Annotated in this window: 15 protein-coding genes and 2 pseudogenes; 10 read left to right on the forward strand and 7 right to left on the reverse strand. The window is 43.3% G+C overall.

Going from position 1 to position 18,153, the window contains the following annotated elements; translation table 11 throughout:
* Nucleotides 1–53 precede the first annotated feature (53 nt).
* The 8 genes and pseudogenes from CWM22_08210 to CWM22_08245 all read left to right on the forward strand — a co-directional run bounded on the left by CWM22_08210 (nucleotide 54) and on the right by CWM22_08245 (nucleotide 5,199).
* Nucleotides 54–1,541 carry a glucose-6-phosphate dehydrogenase gene (locus CWM22_08210; GenBank protein ID AUC91878.1) on the forward strand — a complete coding sequence of 496 codons (1,488 nt, stop codon included), beginning with the start codon at nucleotides 54–56 and terminating at the stop codon, nucleotides 1,539–1,541.
* A 199-nt stretch (nucleotides 1,542–1,740) separates the two neighbouring features.
* A complete protein-coding gene (locus CWM22_08215; GenBank protein AUC91879.1) occupies nucleotides 1,741–2,415 on the forward strand; it encodes a hypothetical protein in 675 nt (224 codons plus the stop codon).
* 1 nt (nucleotide 2,416) lies between these two features.
* Nucleotides 2,417–2,755, forward strand: a pseudogene (locus CWM22_08220) (N-acetyltransferase).
* Between the two features lie 120 nt (nucleotides 2,756–2,875).
* A pseudogene (locus CWM22_08225) lies at nucleotides 2,876–3,034 on the forward strand (N-acetyltransferase).
* 84 nt (nucleotides 3,035–3,118) lie between these two features.
* A complete protein-coding gene (locus CWM22_08230) occupies nucleotides 3,119–3,304 on the forward strand; it encodes a hypothetical protein (GenBank protein ID AUC92869.1) in 186 nt (61 codons plus the stop codon).
* Nucleotides 3,285–3,635, forward strand: coding sequence for an IS66 family insertion sequence hypothetical protein (locus CWM22_08235; GenBank protein AUC91880.1), 351 nt, complete (start codon nucleotides 3,285–3,287; stop codon nucleotides 3,633–3,635). The genes CWM22_08230 and CWM22_08235 overlap by 20 nt, the downstream gene beginning before the upstream one ends.
* 51 nt (nucleotides 3,636–3,686) lie before the next feature.
* Nucleotides 3,687–3,893: a transposase gene (locus CWM22_08240; GenBank protein AUC91881.1), complete on the forward strand. Its 207-nt coding sequence runs from the start codon at nucleotides 3,687–3,689 to the stop codon at nucleotides 3,891–3,893.
* A complete protein-coding gene (locus CWM22_08245; GenBank protein AUC91882.1) occupies nucleotides 3,847–5,199 on the forward strand; it encodes a transposase in 1,353 nt (450 codons plus the stop codon). The genes CWM22_08240 and CWM22_08245 overlap by 47 nt, the downstream gene beginning before the upstream one ends.
* A gap of 130 nt (nucleotides 5,200–5,329) precedes the next feature.
* Here CWM22_08245 and CWM22_08250 read toward each other — a convergent pair whose 3' ends face one another.
* From CWM22_08250 to CWM22_08270, 5 genes are read right to left on the reverse strand one after another with little or no spacing between them, the layout of a single operon-like run.
* Entirely contained in the window at nucleotides 5,330–6,604 is a 1,275-nt protein-coding gene (locus CWM22_08250; protein AUC91883.1) for a signal recognition particle-docking protein FtsY, read from the reverse strand.
* Nucleotide 6,605: 1 nt separating this feature from the next.
* A complete protein-coding gene (locus CWM22_08255; GenBank protein AUC91884.1) occupies nucleotides 6,606–7,418 on the reverse strand; it encodes a Cof-type HAD-IIB family hydrolase in 813 nt (270 codons plus the stop codon).
* Nucleotides 7,408–8,217 (reverse strand): HAD family hydrolase, encoded by an 810-nt coding sequence (locus CWM22_08260; GenBank protein ID AUC91885.1) that lies wholly within the window; start codon nucleotides 8,215–8,217, stop codon nucleotides 7,408–7,410. Before CWM22_08260 ends, CWM22_08255 begins: the two co-directional genes overlap by 11 nt.
* A complete protein-coding gene (smc, locus tag CWM22_08265; protein ID AUC91886.1) occupies nucleotides 8,214–11,747 on the reverse strand; it encodes a chromosome segregation protein SMC in 3,534 nt (1,177 codons plus the stop codon). Before smc ends, CWM22_08260 begins: the two co-directional genes overlap by 4 nt.
* Before the next feature lie 2 nt (nucleotides 11,748–11,749).
* The gene (locus tag CWM22_08270; protein ID AUC91887.1) at nucleotides 11,750–12,436 is read right to left on the reverse strand and encodes a ribonuclease III; all 687 of its coding nucleotides are present in this window, start codon (nucleotides 12,434–12,436) and stop codon (nucleotides 11,750–11,752) included.
* Between the two features lie 189 nt (nucleotides 12,437–12,625).
* Here CWM22_08270 and CWM22_08275 point away from each other — a divergent pair, with 189 nt between their 5' ends.
* Entirely contained in the window at nucleotides 12,626–13,633 is a 1,008-nt protein-coding gene (locus CWM22_08275; protein AUC91888.1) for a hypothetical protein, read from the forward strand.
* A 226-nt stretch (nucleotides 13,634–13,859) separates the two neighbouring features.
* Here CWM22_08275 and CWM22_08280 read toward each other — a convergent pair whose 3' ends face one another.
* Together CWM22_08280 and CWM22_08285 are read right to left on the reverse strand one after the other, a co-directional pair.
* Complete coding sequence (locus CWM22_08280; GenBank protein ID AUC91889.1) at nucleotides 13,860–14,900, reverse strand: transcriptional regulator; 1,041 nt, start codon at nucleotides 14,898–14,900, stop codon at nucleotides 13,860–13,862.
* Between the two features lie 11 nt (nucleotides 14,901–14,911).
* Nucleotides 14,912–16,183 (reverse strand): MFS transporter, encoded by a 1,272-nt coding sequence (locus CWM22_08285; protein ID AUC91890.1) that lies wholly within the window; start codon nucleotides 16,181–16,183, stop codon nucleotides 14,912–14,914.
* A 271-nt stretch (nucleotides 16,184–16,454) separates the two neighbouring features.
* Between CWM22_08285 and CWM22_08290 the strand changes: the two genes are divergently transcribed.
* Entirely contained in the window at nucleotides 16,455–17,942 is a 1,488-nt protein-coding gene (locus CWM22_08290) for a hypothetical protein (GenBank protein ID AUC91891.1), read from the forward strand.
* The last annotated feature ends 211 nt before the right edge of the window (nucleotides 17,943–18,153 follow it).

An 18,153-nucleotide genomic window follows, 5' to 3' on the forward strand; every position in this document is an offset into this window, starting at 1 on the left:
TCTGACAATTTGTGGTATACTATTAATGATATTCAACAGATAGGAATGAAATTATGTCATCACATGTATTGTTTACAATTTTTGGTGCTAGTGGCGACCTTGCCAAACGCAAACTTTACCCATCTTTATTTCGCCTCTATAAGGCTGGACACATCAAGGAAAACTTTGCAGTAATTGGTACAGCTCGCAGACCCTGGACCAAGGAATTTTTTGAGCAAACCGTCATTGAATCACTGGGTGATCTGCCTGACACACCACGTCAAGCTCATGAATTTGCTAGTCATTTCTACTACCAAAGCCATGATGTCAATGACACGGAACATTATGTAGCTCTTCGTAAATTGCAGGATGACTTGTGTGAAAAATACGATACCCAGCACAACAAGGTCTTCTTCTTATCCATGGCGCCAGAATTTTTCGGAACCATTGCCAAACACCTCAAGTCTGAGAAGATCGTTGACGGACAAGGTTTTGAGCGTTTGATTATCGAAAAACCTTTCGGAACTAGCCTTGCTACAGCTACCAAACTCAATGATGAATTGGCAGCAGCCTTCAATGAAGACCAAATCTACCGTATCGACCATTACCTAGGCAAGGAAATGGTACAAAATATCTTTGCGGTTCGCTTTGCCAATATCATTTTTGAGCATATTTGGAACCGCGATTACATCGATAACGTCCAAATTACATTTGCTGAAGCGATTGGTGTTGAGGATCGTGGGAGCTACTACGATCATTCTGGCGCCTTGAAGGACATGGTGCAAAACCATGCCCTTCAAGTCCTTTCCCTTCTAGCAATGGATAAGCCAGCCAGCTTCAAGGAGGAAGATGTCCGCGCTGAGAAAATCAAGGTCTTCCAACACTTGCGTCAGCCTTCTGACGAAGACCTCAAGCGCAACTTCATTCGCGGACAGTATGCTGCAGGTTCTATCGATGGAAAAGACTACGTTAGCTACTTGGATGAACCAAATATTGCCGAAGCTTCTCAGACAGAAACCTTTGCAGGAGGTGTCTTCTTCGTTGATACTGACCGATTCCGTGATGTACCTTTCTTCTTCCGTACAGGTAAACGTCTGACAGAAAAGGGCACGCGCGTAACCATCACCTTCAAGCATGCGGAAGATATTTTTGGTCAGCCTTCTGAAGCCAATGTATTGACCATATTTATCCAACCAACAGAAGGCTTCATGCTCTCTATCAACGGTAAGGAAGTTGGTTCCCACTTTGCTCTAACTCCTGCCAAACTCAACTTCCGCCACAATGCAACGGCTCTTGGAAATTCACCTGAAGCCTACGAAAAACTATTTTTCGATGTCCTAAATGGTGATTCTACTAACTTTAGCCATTGGGAAGAAGTGAAAGCAAGCTGGAGCTTGATTGACCGCATTGTTGATTTGTGGGCAAGCAACCAAGTTCCTCTCCACACCTACCCAGCTGGAACTATGGGACCTGAGGCAGCCTTTGATTTGCTAGAAAGCTACGGCTGCAAGTGGGTATGGACGCCAGATGTGTGGTACCGTGAGCGTGGCTTATTGAAATAGTCATTTAGTTTATCTTTGATTACTTCGTTAACTCGCTTTGCCGTACTCCACGAAAGTGACTTGCTTCGCATGTCTTATTTCCAACCTAGAACAGCCTCTAGGCTGTTCTAGCAACCTGCACCTCGTTGCCTTGTACTAAAAGCAAACTAAACGACTACATATAAAAACTGGAGCAATCCAGTTTTTTTGGGAGATATTTATGACTGAATTAAACACCATTCTCACACAACTCCAAGCAGCCAGCCATGCTGGCACCCTCAAGCGTTATGAAAAAATTGGTGAAACCAAGCCCTACTACGGCGTTCCAATGGGAGCTATTTCTGGTATCGCTAAGACTTATAAAAATCGACTGGACTTGTTTGCTCCACTCTGGCAAACAGGTGTCCTAGAGGCACAATATTTAGCCATTCAAATTGCCAAAAATAAGCCCGACCAACTGACCCTAGAGGATTTAGAAAACTGCCTCAAGGAAGAATTTTCTGTCAATGTCTTAGACAAACTAGCTTCTATCATTCTCAGCAAACGAAAAGACAGTAAGGATTGGGAAACCTACTTGCTGGACAAAAATTCAGCCATTTTTCAACGCATTGGCTGGTTCCTCCGTGCCAAATATTTTGCTGGAAGAACTGCCTCAAATCAAGAAATCGAAGAAACTCTAGACCATATTCGCCAGCATTTGCAAACCGCAGCCCCGCCTATCCAATGGACCATGAACCAATGCTTGGTGGAGATTGCGGTTGCCTATCCCAACTATCTGGAACAAGGCATTGCAATCGGTCAAGAGTTAGCTGTCTATGCGGACATGAAAGTACCAAAAGGCTGTACTTCTGCCTATGCACCCGACTGGATTGAGGCATTATTGAGGAGGAAATGAGATGCAACATAAAGGAACTCAGATTTTAGAAACAGAACGACTGATTTTACGCCCTTTTCAAGCAAGCGATGTTGAGCCCGTTTTCCAAAACTGAACTTCAGATGAAAAGGTTACCACCTATCTGACCTGGCCAACTCATCAGACACTCCAAGATACTGAAGACTATGTCCAGTTCTGTCTTCAATCCTATTCACAGGAAAAAACATACAGGTGGGTAATTGAGCTCAAAGAAAATCAGCAACCCATTGGAGATATTTCCGTTGTCAGCCTTGATGAAAGAGTTCAAGCTGCCGAATTAGGTTGGGTGTTTAGCAGACAATGGTGGGGCCAAGGCTATCTAGTCATTTAGTTTTTCTTTTATTACTTCGTTAACTCGCTTTGCCGTACTCTAGTACTGTCTGCAGCTCGTTGCCTAGTACTAAAAGTAAACTAAAAGACTATACTGCCCGAAGTCACTCGCTTTCTACTAGAAGAGGGCGGCTGTTTACTGATTACAGCTGTTCACGGTAGTAAGAACCGTCCGTCTGGTCGCGTCATGGAAAAAGTCGGTATGACCTATGAAGGAACTCTCCGCCAAGCCGCTCGAAACAATTGTGGTATTGTGGATATTGCCCTTTACTGTAACCGCCCAATAACAAGGTATCTATCTAATCACTCCCTCCTCCTGTATACTGTTATAAAAAACAAAACTGGAGGATTTATTATGTCACACCCCATCGTCCCATTGACTATTCCCCTATCTCGCCGCTTTGAGAAGAAAGGCAGAAATGATATTCTGATGAAAATTCGTCTCGGAAAAGTGGAAGTCACATTCTTTCACTCTATCAACCAAAAAATATTAGAAACAATCTTGGATAAGGTACTGCACTATGACCATCCGACTCAGTGATTTAGGTCAAGTCTACTTGGTTTGCGGTAAAACGGACATGCGTCAAGGGATTGATTCTCTCGCCTACCTTGTCAAAAGTCAATTCAATCTGGATCCCTTTTCAGGTCAGGTCTATCTCTTCTGCGGAGGTCGAAAAGACCGATTCAAAGCTCTTTACTGGGACGGACAAGGATTTTGGTTATTGTATAAACGTTTTGAGAATGGAAAATTGACCTGGCCAAACAATGAAGAAGAGGTCAAGGCTCTAACTTCCGAGCAGGTGGACTGGCTCATGAAAGGATTTTCTATCAATCCAAAAATAAATCTTTCAAAAAGTCGTGATTTCTATTGAAATCATGGCTTTTCTTTGTGTATAATGAGATAAAAAGAAGGAGGTAAGTCCATGGAGTCACAAGATAAAGTGATTGAAAGTCTAACAAAAACCATTGAAATCATGACCAACGAGTTGAGCCTCCTTCGTGAACAGATTGAGTATCTGAGACAGAAACTCTACGGAAAATCATCAGAGAAGGTTGTGTATCAACCCGGTCAGCTGAGCTTGTTTGGGGAGGAAATTCTCCCTGAAGAAGAAGCTGACTTACCCAGTTGAAACAGAAACGATTACCTATAAACGCAAGAAAGCTAAGGGAGTTCGTCAGGCTATTTTCAGCCAATTCACTCCAGAGATAGTGCATCACGAATTGCAAGGCGAAGATTGTACCTGTCCAGACTGTCATGGTCAATTAAAGGAGATTGGTTCAACTGTTCAACGACAAGAGTTGGTCTTCATTCCTGCACAATTAAAGCGGATTGACCATGTTCAACACGCATACAAGTGTCAGGCATGTAGTCAGAAGAATCTGAGCGATAAGATTATCAAGGCTCCCATTCCTAAGGCACCTTTGGCACACAGCTTGGGTTCAGCCTCTATCATTGCCCACACCATTCACCAGAAGTTCAATCTGAAGGTGCCCAATTACCGTCAGGAAGAGGATTGGAACAAGCTCGGTCTGCCCATCAGTCGCAAGGAAATAGCCAATTGGCACATCAAGTCTAGTCAGTATTATTTCGAACCGATTTATAACCTGTTGCACGAGAAATTGTTGGAGCAGCCTATTCTCCATGCGGATGAAACCTCCTACAAGGTCTTAGAAAATGATAGCCAGTTGACCTTCTACTGGACTTTCTTGTCTGGGAAGCATGAGAAAAAGGGCATCACCCTCTATCATCATGACAAACGACGGAGTGGCTTGGTTGTGGAGGAAGTTCTTGGGGACTATGCGGGCTATGTACATTGTGACATGTGGTCAGCCTATCGGCAGTTAGACAAGGCTCAGCTGGTTGGCTGTTGGGCTCATGTCAGAAGAAAATTCTTTGAGGCGACTCCTAAGAAGACAGACAAGACTTCTTTAGGAGCCAAGGGCTTAGCCTATTGCGACCGCCTGTTTGCCTTGGAGAATGACTGGACTGACTTGTCTACTGAGGAGCGGCTGCATAAACGGCAGACAGAGTTGGCTCCCTTGATGGACGAGTTCTTTGATTGGTGTCGCAATCAGGCTGTCTTGCCAGGTTCCAAATTGGGCACTGCAATAGAGTATAGCCTCAAATACGAAACCACCTTCCGAACCGTTCTCTCGGATGGCGATTTAGTCCTGTCCAACAATATGGCTGAGAGGGCTATGAAGACCTTGGTGATGGGACGTAAAAATTGGCTGTTCTCTCAAAGCTTTGAGGGGGCCAAGTCGACAGCTATCATTTTGAGTCTTTTAGAAACTGCTAAACGACACGGTCTTGATGCAGAGAAATATATGACCTATCTTCTAGAACACTTACCTAACGAAGAGACGCTCGCAAAAAAAGAAGTTCTGGAGGCTTATTTACCATGGGCTGAAAATATTCAAGAAAAGTGCAAATAGAAAAAGGTTCCAGAGTCGACAGGACTTTGGAACCTTTTCAATATACCTTGTTATTGGGCGGTTACCCTTTACTCACTGTTGCATACAGATAGAAAAAGTCGCTAGTTCTTGTTGAACTAACGACTTTTTTCTACACCAATCCTTCCAAAAGCCCACGCATGAACTCTTCAGACTTGAATTCTCCGATGTCATCGATTTTCTCACCGAAACCAATCAATTTCACTGGAATATCTAGTTCCTGACGAATAGCAAGAACGACGCCACCTTTTGCAGTACCGTCTAGCTTGGTCAAAACAAGACCTGTCAATGGAGTAATTTTTGCAAATTCTTTGGCTTGACTAAGGGCGTTTTGTCCTGTCGAGGCATCTAGTGCTAAGAGGGTTTCATGCGGTGCATCAGGAAGTGTTCGTTTAATGATACGACCGATTTTTTCCAGCTCTGCCATAAGGTTTTCTTTATTTTGCAAACGACCTGCTGTGTCAATCATGAGAATATCCACGCCTTCTGCCACGGCACGTTTTACCCCATCAAAAACCACACTAGCTGGGTCTGACTTTTCAGGTCCTGTGACCACTGGCACATCGACACGGCGACCCCACTCGACCAGCTGGGCTACCGCACCCGCACGGAAGGTGTCCGCTGCGACCAACATGACCTTCTTGCCAGCTTGCTTGTACTTGTAGGCTAACTTACCGATAGACGTCGTCTTCCCAACACCGTTGACACCGACAAAGAGCATGACTGTCAAATCATCTTGGAAATTGATATGCTCGCTGAATTGACCGTCTTTTTCGTAAATATCCACCAATTTTTCGATGATAACCCGACGGAGTTCATCTGTCTTCTTGGCATTTTGCAACTTGGCTTCATAGCGGAGCTCCTCTGTCAGCGTAGAAGCAACTTGCACACCTACGTCTGACAAAATCAGCATTTCTTCCAACTCTTCGAAAAATTCTTCATCAACCGAACGGAAATTGGCAAAGAATTCATTGAGCCTTGCCCCAAAGCCTGTACGTGTCTTTTTCAAGGTACGCTGGTACTTATCCTGCTCACTTTCTTGCTCTACTGGAGCCACTTCCTGAACAGGCTCTTCTTTGGCCTTGGTTTGAATAGCTGGGTCAAAGCCTTGTTCCTGCGCTTCCTTCACTCGAGCCGCAGCGGCTTCTTTGGCTGCATAATATTGAGCCATCATGTCTAAGGTCCGTTGTTTCTGAGCTTCTTGTTCGGCTGTCAATTCAGGATCTGCTACTTCAGACTGGAACTCTTCCATTTCTTGAGTAGCTGACTCAACCTCAGTAGTTACTGTATCTTCGCTAAAAGCCGACTGCTCCCTTTCCACTTCTTCAACAAGAGCGACTTGCTCCTCTTGTTTTTCTTGTCCAAATAATCGATCAAATAATCCCATACTAGTCCTCATTCAATACATAGTGCTTGATGGCCCAAGCAATGCCATCTTCATCATTGGTTTTTGGTAAAACGACATTTGCTGCTGATTTGATTTCTTCAGTTGCGTTTGCCATGGCAACTCCTAAACCAGCCCATTCAATCATAGACAAGTCATTTCCTTCATCACCACAGGCCATGACTTCTGACTGATCAATCCCCAGATGTCCAATCAACTTAGCCAAACCATTTGCCTTATGAACACCTTTTGGACTCCACTCGAGCAGAATATCACGCGATTTGAAAATCTCGAAGCGCTCGTGAAGTTCCGCAGGAATTTTTGGAATTTGTCCATCCAAAAAGTCTGCTGCCACAGCTGAAACTGCCTTATTGTAGACAAAATCTTCTGGCATTTCCTCATCGCTTGCCACAATTTTATTAAGCAATGGATTACAAGTTAGATAAAGTGATTCATGGGCTGATGGTAGAGAATAGACATCACCACCATAGAGAACATCCAGAGGCAGGTCTAAATCATTTGTCACACGACGGATGGTGCGCACATCTTCAATGGTGAAGCCAACCTTATCCAAAACCCGACCTGTATTTTCCTGGACTAGACCACCGTTAAATGTAATCGAATATTGATTCTCCCCTAGCAGATCTAGTTCTTCTAGAAAAGTACCGATAGCTTGTAAAGGACGCCCTGTTGTCAGAACTACATAAACTCCACGCTCACGCGCTGCCTGCAAGGCCTTTTTATTAGCTTCTGAAATCCGTTTGTCCGATGTCAGAAGTGTTCCATCCAAATCCAATGCAATCAACTTAATTGCCATTTACTTCCTCCTCTAAATAGGCTAATACTGCTCCATCATTGCAATGACCAATAATAGAATCTGCCTTGGCCTTCACGTCCTCTCTTGCATTTTCTGTCGCAAGAGCCAGACCTGCAAAGCCAAACATATCTAAATCATTTTGATTATCACCAAATGCCACTACATCCTGACGGGCAATTTCAAAATGAGCACAGAGATGGCTCAATCCAACTGATTTATTTGAACCATTTGGAATTATATCAATATTGTCAAAACCAGTTGTCATGGCCGTTACACTTTCAAATGTATCATTTAACCATCGTCTGGCATCGTCCATTTCCTCAGGAGAAAATTTGGCATTGATTTTTATAATCTCTTCTCGAACTTCTTCAAATGTGTCTACCAATCGAAAATGTGCGTAATAATTCGTCATCGCTTCTAAAAACTGAGGCTCAGCATTTTTTAATAAATAAAAGTTTTCGAGTCCAGACAGCACCATGGACTGACTGCTACCAAAGGGACCTGCATCAATACCCGCGATAATCGGCAGATAGATTTCAGGACTAATTGGATCATCCATAAAGATAGTCTGCCCCTGATATTCAACGATTGAACCATTTTCTGCCACAAAACCGATTTCATCTACAAAATCTTCAAAAACAAGTTTCAGGCTTTGCATAGATCTCCCACTTGCTGCCACAAATAAATAACCTTTTTCCTTAAACTGATTCAGTATACGACGAAACCGTTCCTTATCAAAACTATGGTCTTCTCGTAAAAAGGTACCATCCATATCACTGGCGTAAATTTTGTTAATCATAATTTCTCCACATCTTTCAGCTTAACGGAAACAATCTTGGACACACCAGATTCCTGCATGGTCACCCCATACATGGCATCCGCTGCCGCCATGGTCCCTTTACGGTGGGTCACGACGATAAACTGACTCTCCTTATCAAAACGGTTGAGATAGTCACCAAAACGTTTGACATTGGCCTCATCCAAGGCTGCCTCCACCTCATCGAGAATTACAAAAGGAATGGTCTTAACACGGATAATGGAAAATAGCAGAGCGAGAGCCGAAAGGGCTTTTTCGCCACCAGACATCAAGTTGAGAGATTGAATTTTCTTACCCGGAGGTTGAACTGAAATCTCCACACCCGCAGTCAATAGGTCACCTTCTGTCAAAATCAAATCCGCTGAACCACCGCCAAACATTTGTTTGAATGTCTGCTTAAAGCTTTCACGAATAGCTTCAAAAGTAACCTTGAAACGCTCTTTGACTTCATCATCCATCTCGTGGATAGTATCTAGTAGTAAATCACGCGCCGACAAAATATCTGTCCGTTGCTCATTGAGAAAGGTGAGGCGATTATTGACCTCATCATACTGCTCAATAGCATCCAAATTGACTGGACCCAAAGCACGAATAGCTCTTTCTAGGTCTTTGAGGCTTTGTTCAGCAACTGCAAGATTCCCAACTTCCTTGGCCTGAGACTGAGCAGCTTCAAAACTCAATTTGAAATGCTCGGTCAAATTACCAAGTAAAGTCCGTAATTTATCGCCCGCTTGCTCACAATCCGCCTCTAACTTAGCCTGCTTACGAATCAAATCATCATTCTTAGTCCGAGCTTGTTGCAATCTTTCTTCCAAGTCTTCAAACTGCCCATCAATATCTTCCAACTCAAACTTTAAGCGAATTAGAATCTGATTGGTCTGGTTTTGCTTATCAGATGCGGCCTGCAATTGTTCTTCAAGAATCTCAATACTAGTATCTTCAAGAGCTTCTAGCTTCTGGTCAATCATATCCTCTAAAAGAGAAATTTCCTTATCTGCAACCACTTTTTCTTCTTGCAAACGTCTCAGATCTGTCTGTTCAAAACGAAGTTGGCTAGTGAGTTCAGCCTGTTCCAAAGTTAGTTGACCCTTCTGAGTCTGTAGTTTCTGCAAGCTTTCTTGAATACTGTCGCGATTATCACGAACTTGATTGATTTGTTGATCCAAGGCTAGTTTTTTCTCATTCAAGGCTTGGACATTTACTTCTTCCTTAGCAGCAGCCTCTTCTAGCTCAGTCAAAATGGTCGGACTAACCTGACTCATTTGCAGGTCATACTGGGCTGATAGCTGAGTCAGTCTATTTTCTGCCTGTTCCTGATGAATCCTTGCGCTCTGCTGGTTCAATCTAGCTTCTTCCCCCTCCGCCTTAATCGTTTCCAAGGCTTCTCTGGTCTGGTCCAAGCTAGTTTTCTTAGCTGCAACCAAGCTTTCTTGCTCCTGCAACTGGCTGGACAGCTCTGCTATTTCTCCTAAAAGAGCATCCAGTTCTGGTTTGATAAAGGTCGTGCTGTTATTTCGATTGCTACCACCAGCAAAGGCTCCACCAGGACGGATTTCCGCTCCATCCATGGTCACCATACGCACTTGAAACTTGGTTGCCCGCGCCGCCTGATTGGCATGGTCAATGGTATCAAAAATCGCGATAGTGCCTAGCAAATTTTGGAAAATCGCATCTAAATTTGGCTGATAAGTCACCAAATCACTTGCAAGCCCCAAGAATCCTTCTGAAGATTCTAGTAAAGAGACTTGCTGTCCAGAAAGCTGACGTGGCTTGATAGTTGTTAGAGGTAAGAAGGTTGCCCGTCCTTGCCGTTTTTCTTTCAAAAATGCGATAGCTCGTTTAGCAGTCGCTTCATCTTCAACGATGACGTTTTGACTAGCACCGCCAAGAGCAATTTCCAAAGCCGTTTGGTAACGAGTATCAAAGGTCAATTGTTCACTGACTGCTCCAATAATTCCTCCTAAGATTGGTGCCGCCTGTAAGACAGCCTTAACCCCTGCGTAGAAATTGGAATGATTTTTTAAAATAGCTTCTAAACTAGACTGGCGAGCCTGCTTGCCTTTCAACTGATCCAGCAAATCAAACAAGCGACCTTGCTCAGCCTGATAAGCAGTCTGGACTTGATCCAATTCTGTTTTTTTGGTCTGATAGCTCTCAAGCAACTGGCGTAACACGTGATCAGCTTCTTCTAAACTTTTCCGACTCTTATCAAGTACTTCTTGAGCTGTTTGTTTTTCCGTCTGCAAGCGTGCCAAGTCTTCAGATTTACTCTCAGAAAGACTGATTTGATTGGCAATATCCTGCTGAATCTTGGTCAGACGGTTTGAAGCTTCTGCCTCTTCCTGCATCAGAGCAACATACTGTTCACGCAGATGATCTAAAACCTGATCAGGATCTTCTGAAAAGTAGGAAATTTCTTTGTCTACCGCAGCAATATCGTCTTTCAAGCTAGACAAGGAACTATCTAATTGCGCAAGCGTTTCTTGCTTTTGCTCAATCTGTTCTGCCAACTGCTCTCGTCTAGTCAACAAGTTTTCCAAACGCGCCTGCGCTTCTTGACGACTTGATTCGTTTTGACTAGATTCCAGTTTATGGACCTCAATTTTTCGCTCCAAATCACTGATTAACTTGGTCAAATCCAACAGAACTGCCTGTTCACGCTCCAATTGTTCTGAAAGGCGGTGGCGCTTCTCTTTCAAGTTCTGATTTTCTTGCTCCAGCTCAGAACGCTGTTTGTAGTAGCTAGTCAATTCCGTTTTGACAGACTCTAGTTCGGCTTCTTTTTTCGATAACTTTTCCTTACCAAGCGACAACTGAGCCACCAAAACATCTAAGTATAATTCCTTACGTTGACCATCTAATTCTAGAAATTTCTTAGCAGTTTGTGCCTGTTTCTCCAATGGTTTGACCTGATTATCCAGTTCATAGATAATATCATCCAAGCGGTCCAAGTTGCCCTGGGCCTGTGCCAACTTACTTTCTGTTTCTTTTTTACGCGTCTTGTATTTTAAGACCCCTGCAGCCTCTTCAAAAATAGCACGGCGTTCCTCAGGCTTGGAATTGAAAATTGCTTCAACCCGCCCTTGTGAAATGATAGAGAAAGAATCACGTCCCAAGCCCGTATCCATGAAAAGATCATGAATATCCCGTAGACGAACCTTTTGCCCATCAATCAAGTACTCACTATCACCAGATCGATAAATGTGGCGTTCTACCTTGATTTCTTTCTGTTTATTGGCGATAAAACCTGTGCTATTATCCAAGGTCACGACAACCGAGGCGTAGTTAAGAGCCTTGCGGCTTTCTGTTCCCGAAAAGATGACGTCTGGCATCTTGCCTCCACGTAGGCTTTTAGCAGACGACTCTCCCAAGGCCCAACGTAGACTTTCTGTAATATTGGACTTGCCAGAACCATTCGGCCCTACAACAGCAGTCACTCCACGATCAAAGACTACCTTAGTCTTATCCGCAAAGGACTTAAAGCCCTGCATTTCAATTGATTTTAGATACATACCTATCCTCTAGCCTCCACAGCATTTTTGGCGGCGGCTTGTTCAGCTAATTTCTTAGAGCGACCACGACCACGACCAATCACACGCTGATCAGCAGATACCTCCACTTCAAAGGTCTTATCATGGGCAGGTCCAGACTCCGCTATTACTTGATACGAAATAGCAATCTCACCATTGACCTGCAAAATTTCCTGCAAAGCAGTCTTATAGTCGGTCACGCGCTCAAAATTCCCTTTTTCTAAACGAGGAATCATGACCTTATGGATAAATTCCTCCACGGTCTTTTCCCCCTTGTCCAATAGCAGAGCTCCTAAGAACGCCTCGAAAGCATCTCCTAAAATAGTATCGCGATTTCGCCCTCCAGACTTCTCTTCCCCCTTACCAAGACGAAGAAACCGATCAAAACCACAAGCACGTGAAAAACCAGCCAATGACTCCTCACGTACAAAGGTCGAACGCAACTTGGACATCTCACCTTCGGGGCTATCAGGATATTTTTGATAGAGATATTTGGAAATCATCAACTGGAGAACAGCGTCTCCTAAAAATTCCAAGCGCTCATTATGTGAAATTTTTAGAAGGCGATGCTCATTGGCATAAGAAGTATGGGTAAAAGCCGTTTCTAATAAATTCAAATCCGAAAAATCAATCCCAAAATCAGCCAATAATTTTGCATGTAAATCTTTCATCTATATGCTCCTTTCTAACTTAAACGAAATAGATGGTTTACATTTACTCCGTCCTAACATTATACCATATTTTCCACTGGACTTCTCTTGTCAACTAAGTTTCAGCCGGCACCTCTCCACATCTTTTTGCAAACATTTACATATTCATCAGATTTCGATAAAATAGAAGAAAAAAAGAAAAACGTTAGCATGCAAAATAAGACAAAACCACTCAATACATCACTACTCTCCCTCATCCAGTTCATCGGAGCCATTCTCGTTATCGCCCTCCATTGCCGCAGGTTATTTGAAGCAGACCAGCTCCACTTCATCCAAAAATCAATCTTTAGCCGCATGGTCGTTCCCTACTTCATGGTCACAGCCAGCTTCTTCCTCAGACGCAACTACCCCAGCCTCTCCAAACTATACCTCATCCGCTACAGCAAACAATACTTGACCTGGTCCGCCCTCTACCTGCCCTTCTACCTCTTCTACCTAACACTCCAAGAAATCCCCCTCCCCTACTATCCCCTCGCACTCCTAGTCGGCCTGACCTACACCGGCACCAGCTACCAACTCTGGTACATGCCCGCCTTCTTGCTAGGACTTGTCCTCGTCCATTTTTCCTTGGAGAAATGGGGCTGGCGCATCACAGCTTGTCTAGCCTGCCTTCTCTATCTCCTAGGCTCAGTCGAAACCTACTCCTCCTACCTGGCAGAATCGGCTTTACTGACCGCATTTGACAGCTACAAAACCTTCTTTTTCACCAGCCGCAACGGCCTCTTCTACGCACCGATTTTTGTCCTGACAGGCTTTTATCTAGCCGACAAACTCAATCACCCCATTTTCCAATACCGACAAAAAAACAAACTACTTGTCTGCACAGCCCTTTTAGCCTTTGAAGCCACTATCATCTATCTCAATCAGGGCTACGACAAGAACTTTCTATTTAGCCTGATTCCATTCACAGCCTATCTAGTCGCCTGGACCCTAACCACAGACCTCTTCCGCCAGAAAAAATTCCAATTTCTAAAAGAATACGCCAGCTATTATTATTTTATCCATGTTATCCCAGTCGAAATCAGCTTTTTCTTCCTAGAAACTAGTTCCCTGACCAAAATACAGCAAGGTTGGTTAGTCTTCCTTATCACCATCATCACTTGCCAACTGCTCAGCTGGTTAATCATTAATACTCAAAGAAAATCAAAAACAGACTAGCTCCAACAGTCTGGGAATAGACTGTTGGAGGTCGGAAATTAGACGAACTTGGTTCGTGACCGTAAGATGCGGATAGAACACTGTTCCTTATTATATTTCAAGGGAACAGGCTGAAAAGATCCACTGGACCTTTTCACTCATCAAATCAAGTCAACAACGTCTGATTTTGATTTTCGAAGAATATAAGCACAAAAGAACCTTGTAAGACTTAACTTACAAGGCTTTTTTACAAATCAAAATCCTCTTTCAACTTATCAATCACCTGTAGGAGCAGGTCACGATTGACACTGTATTTGACATTCTTGTCTTTAGCATTAAAGAGAAGCAGGTCGCCGTTAATCAGTTTCTGGGTGTGGAAAGACACTGCCGCCCCTGTAATAGCCAGGCGTTCTGCAATGTCCTTGCTCTTGGCATGAGGCTTGGTCAGCTCCACCAAGACCTGATAGCGCGTGCTGTCGCTGATGACTTTAAGAGCCGTTGTCAAATCATCCAGATCCAGCTCGTCATTTGACAGCATAATCTGATCAATTCGACAGGAAGCTAAAAGAGCGACTTTCATATAGTCAAATTGTTCATTGCCATAATAAGCAAACCAATAATTCCACGGACTGAGAACGAAGAATTGAGCATTTTCAACACTCAAAGCATCCAAGCTAGTCATGGACAACCGCTTGGACTCTTGATAGAGTTTTTCAATGTCAAATTCATGAGCAAATTTTTCACGCTCCGCCCTTGCCAGCTCAAAATAGGGCTGATAGATTGGGAGCAGCTTATCCAAGAGATGGACAGACCGCTGAACTGTTTCCAAAGGATTGCGAATAGCCAGTGACCAGTACCACTTATCTGCCGGCTTTTTATCCGTTTTTTCCAAGAGTTCCATGAGGCTAAGGGTCTTCTCACGATGTCCGTCATTTTCAGACGCCAACATGGTTCGCATGGCATCTTCTACTTCTTCTTGAGACAGCTTTAAAATCAATTGACAAGCTTCCTTGACTGTCTTAGGATCCTGTCCTTGATCCAAGAGGTAGAAATACAAGGTGTGCAGGATTGTAAAGATATGTCCCCAGACAAAGACCTCATTAACCTCCTGACGATAATCCGCCAGTTTTTCCTCTATTTCATCTCGAATGTCCAAGGCATCTTTGAGAATGTCTTTTTCTTTTTGTGAAAAATCCGCCTCAAACGGCTCCTCACGCTCCTTGACAATCAAGGGAATAAAGAACTTTTCAACAATCTCGCTTCTATAATCTCGGTAATCTAATTTCATACGTATACTTTCTAAGCTTTAACAACTACTTCATTTTTAGGCCTACGCCCCACAAGAATAGTATAGCTTACTAGTCCCACAGAAAGCAAGAGGAAGATGAGAGAAATACTTGTCGCAGAAAGCACCGTCACCATAAGAGCAACCAAGGCTTGACCAGCTACCATACCAATCTGGCAGAAAGAATCAATCCCACCACCGACAGTTGCCAATTTATCCTCCGGCAATTCATTCATAACCAGAGCACTCATTTTTGGATTGAAAATTCCCAGTGTCACTGCCGTTACGAAGATCACTGCCAATACTACATAGATGTTGTGAAGAAAGAAACCTGAGAAAAGTAAAACAGGCATAAGAGTAGAGAACTTGAGGAGGTTGACCAAGCTAACATTTTTGAAAAGAGCCATACCGATACTTGACCCCAAGATACTACCAACTGAGAAGAGAATGGAAATCAGAGCCACCGTTGTCCCCGCATTGACAATCACAAAGTCTGAAAAGTCCTTCATATTAAGAATTGCTAATGGTGAGAGGGCAGTAAAAATCGCATTCAAGCTTGCAATGGTAATAATTGACGCTTTGAGAACTGGAATATTCTGCACAGCTTGGTAGGAATCTTTGATACTCTGACCAATTCCCTTGATAAGTCCTGCTTCTGTTTCGGTTTGTTCAACTTCTTGGATAGGACTCTCTTTCAACAACTTGGCAAAAGCTGGACGCAAACCTGCCATAATCGCAAGACTGACCAAGAAGGTCCCAGCGTTGAAGAAGGCTAGGTTTTGATAGGACATAAATCCGATCAGGATGGCACCACTGGCTTGGAAGGCAATTTGCAAGAGATTTTTAACAGTCATTTTAAAAGCCATAGCTGTTTCACGGTCTTCAGCAGCCACAACCCGCAAGCTGACTGGCATATAGAGACCGTTTTCGTATTGACCAGCAAGGTCAGACAGGAAGTTGATGACGCAGACCACTGCCACAACCCACAGGGCTGGGGTAAATCCCATCAAGAAACCAACAAGGGCATACAAACCAACACGGATCACAAGGGTAGCTAGAATGGTATCCAGTTTATTTTTAGTCTTGTCCGCCCAGATTCCTATGAAGAGGCCTGCCAAAATCGGCAAGGTTTCAGAAGCGGTAATCATGGCCAGAGCAAATTTGGTATCTGGAAGTAGCAAGACATAGTTCATCAGTGCTAGATAGTAAAGCGTATCGCCAAAGTTAGAAATCAAGTCCGCTACAAAGCTGGACAGGAACAATTTATTGTTGACTAGTTTTTTCATAAGAAACTCCTTTTAATAAAATTAAATATTTGTTTAATCTTATTTTACACTTTATTTCAATAAAGTCAATATTTAATTTTATAAAAATTAAATATTTTTTAAGCAATTGTTTAATTTTTGTTCTATCTGACTTTTTCTTGACAAGATTAGCACAGTTTGTTATAGTATTGTTCGGGCACCTCTTTTGAGAGGTCGGAGAAAAGGCTCCCTAGTTTTAGGGAGCTATTTTTTGTTTTCCCTGAGATTAATACACATTTGGAGGACATATTTGATGAAGAAAATCGCATTTGATTCAACTAAATATTTGAATTTGCAACGTGACCATATTTTAGAGCGTATTGCTCAGTTTGAAGGCAAGCTCTATATGGAATTTGGTGGAAAAATGTTGGAAGATTTCCACGCAGCCCGTGTTTTACCTGGCTATGAACCAGATAATAAAATCAAACTCCTCCAAGAGTTAAAAGACCAAGTAGAAATCGTCATCGCCATCAATGCCAGCAATATCGAGCATTCTAAGGCACGCGGCGACCTAGGTATTTCTTACGACCAAGAAGTCTTCCGCTTGATTGATACATTTAATGATATTGATATTTACGTTGGTTCTGTCGTCATTACCCAATACCGCAACCAACCAGCTGCAGACACCTTCCGCAAGCAGTTGGAAAAACATGGTATCAAATCCTATCTCCACTACCCAATCAAGGGCTATCCTTCTGATATCGACCACATCATTTCACCAGAAGGTATGGGCAAAAATGACTACATTGAAACTAGTCGCAACCTCGTCGTTGTCACCGCACCTGGACCTGGTTCAGGTAAATTGGCGACTTGTATCTCCCAACTTTACCACGACCAATTGCATGGCGTAACATCAGGCTATGCCAAGTTTGAAACCTTCCCAGTGTGGAACTTACCACTCCACCATCCCGTTAACTTGGCCTATGAAGCAGCGACTGCTGACCTGGACGACCTCAACATGATCGACCCCTTCCACCTGCAAACTTACGGCAAAACAGCGGTCAACTACAACCGTGACATCGAGGTCTTCCCTGTCCTCAACCGTACCTTTGAACGTATTTTGAACAAATCACCATACGCCTCACCGACAGACATGGGCGTTAACATGGTGGGCTATTCCATCGTTGATGAAGAAGCTGCTATTGAGGCTTCCAAGCAAGAAATTATCCGCCGCTACTACCAGACCTTGGTTGATTTCAAAGCAGAGCGGGTTGGTGAGCAAGCAGTTAAAAAGATTGAACTCCTCATGAATGAAGTCGGTGTGACACCAGCAGATCGTAAGGTTGTTATCGCTGCGCGCGAAAAAGCGGAGCTGACAACTAGCCCTGCCCTTGCTATTCAGTTGCCAACTGGAGAGATTGTAACAGGTAAGACATCCGACCTCCTCAAGCCAACTGCAACTGTCCTTCTCAATGCCATCAAGCAAATTGCTAACATCGATGATGAAACACTTCTCATCGAACCAAACTACATCCGTCCAATTCAAGAATTGAAGGCAGATTATCTGGATAAGACCAATACACGACTTGATGCAAGTGAGATTCTTAACGCCCTTGCCATCACTGCACAGGATAGCCCTGTCGCTACACAAGCAATGAAAGAATTGGGCAAATTAAATGGTAGCGAAGCACACTCGACTGTTATCCTTTCTGATGAAGACAAGAGCGTCCTTCGTAAACTAGGCATCAATCTTACCTTTGACCCTATCTACCAACACAATAAGTTTTATCAAGCTAAATAACCAAATCCTGTTCTAATCTCATTTTGAGGTTAGAACTTTTTTCGTGAATGAATGATTGCCAGTACGTAAGTAAAAGAGGCTGGGACAAAAGTCCTGGCCTCCTTAGTTTTTTTCAATAGTTAAACTTGACGCAGTGGTTGAGTGGGCTCTAATTAGGGAGTGGGAAAGAACTCGACCAGTTTAAAAAGAGTTCGTCAACAATTTTTCGTTT

Origin of the sequence: Streptococcus suis, assembly GCA_002831545.1 — a bacterium.
GTDB lineage: Bacteria > Bacillota > Bacilli > Lactobacillales > Streptococcaceae > Streptococcus > Streptococcus suis_P.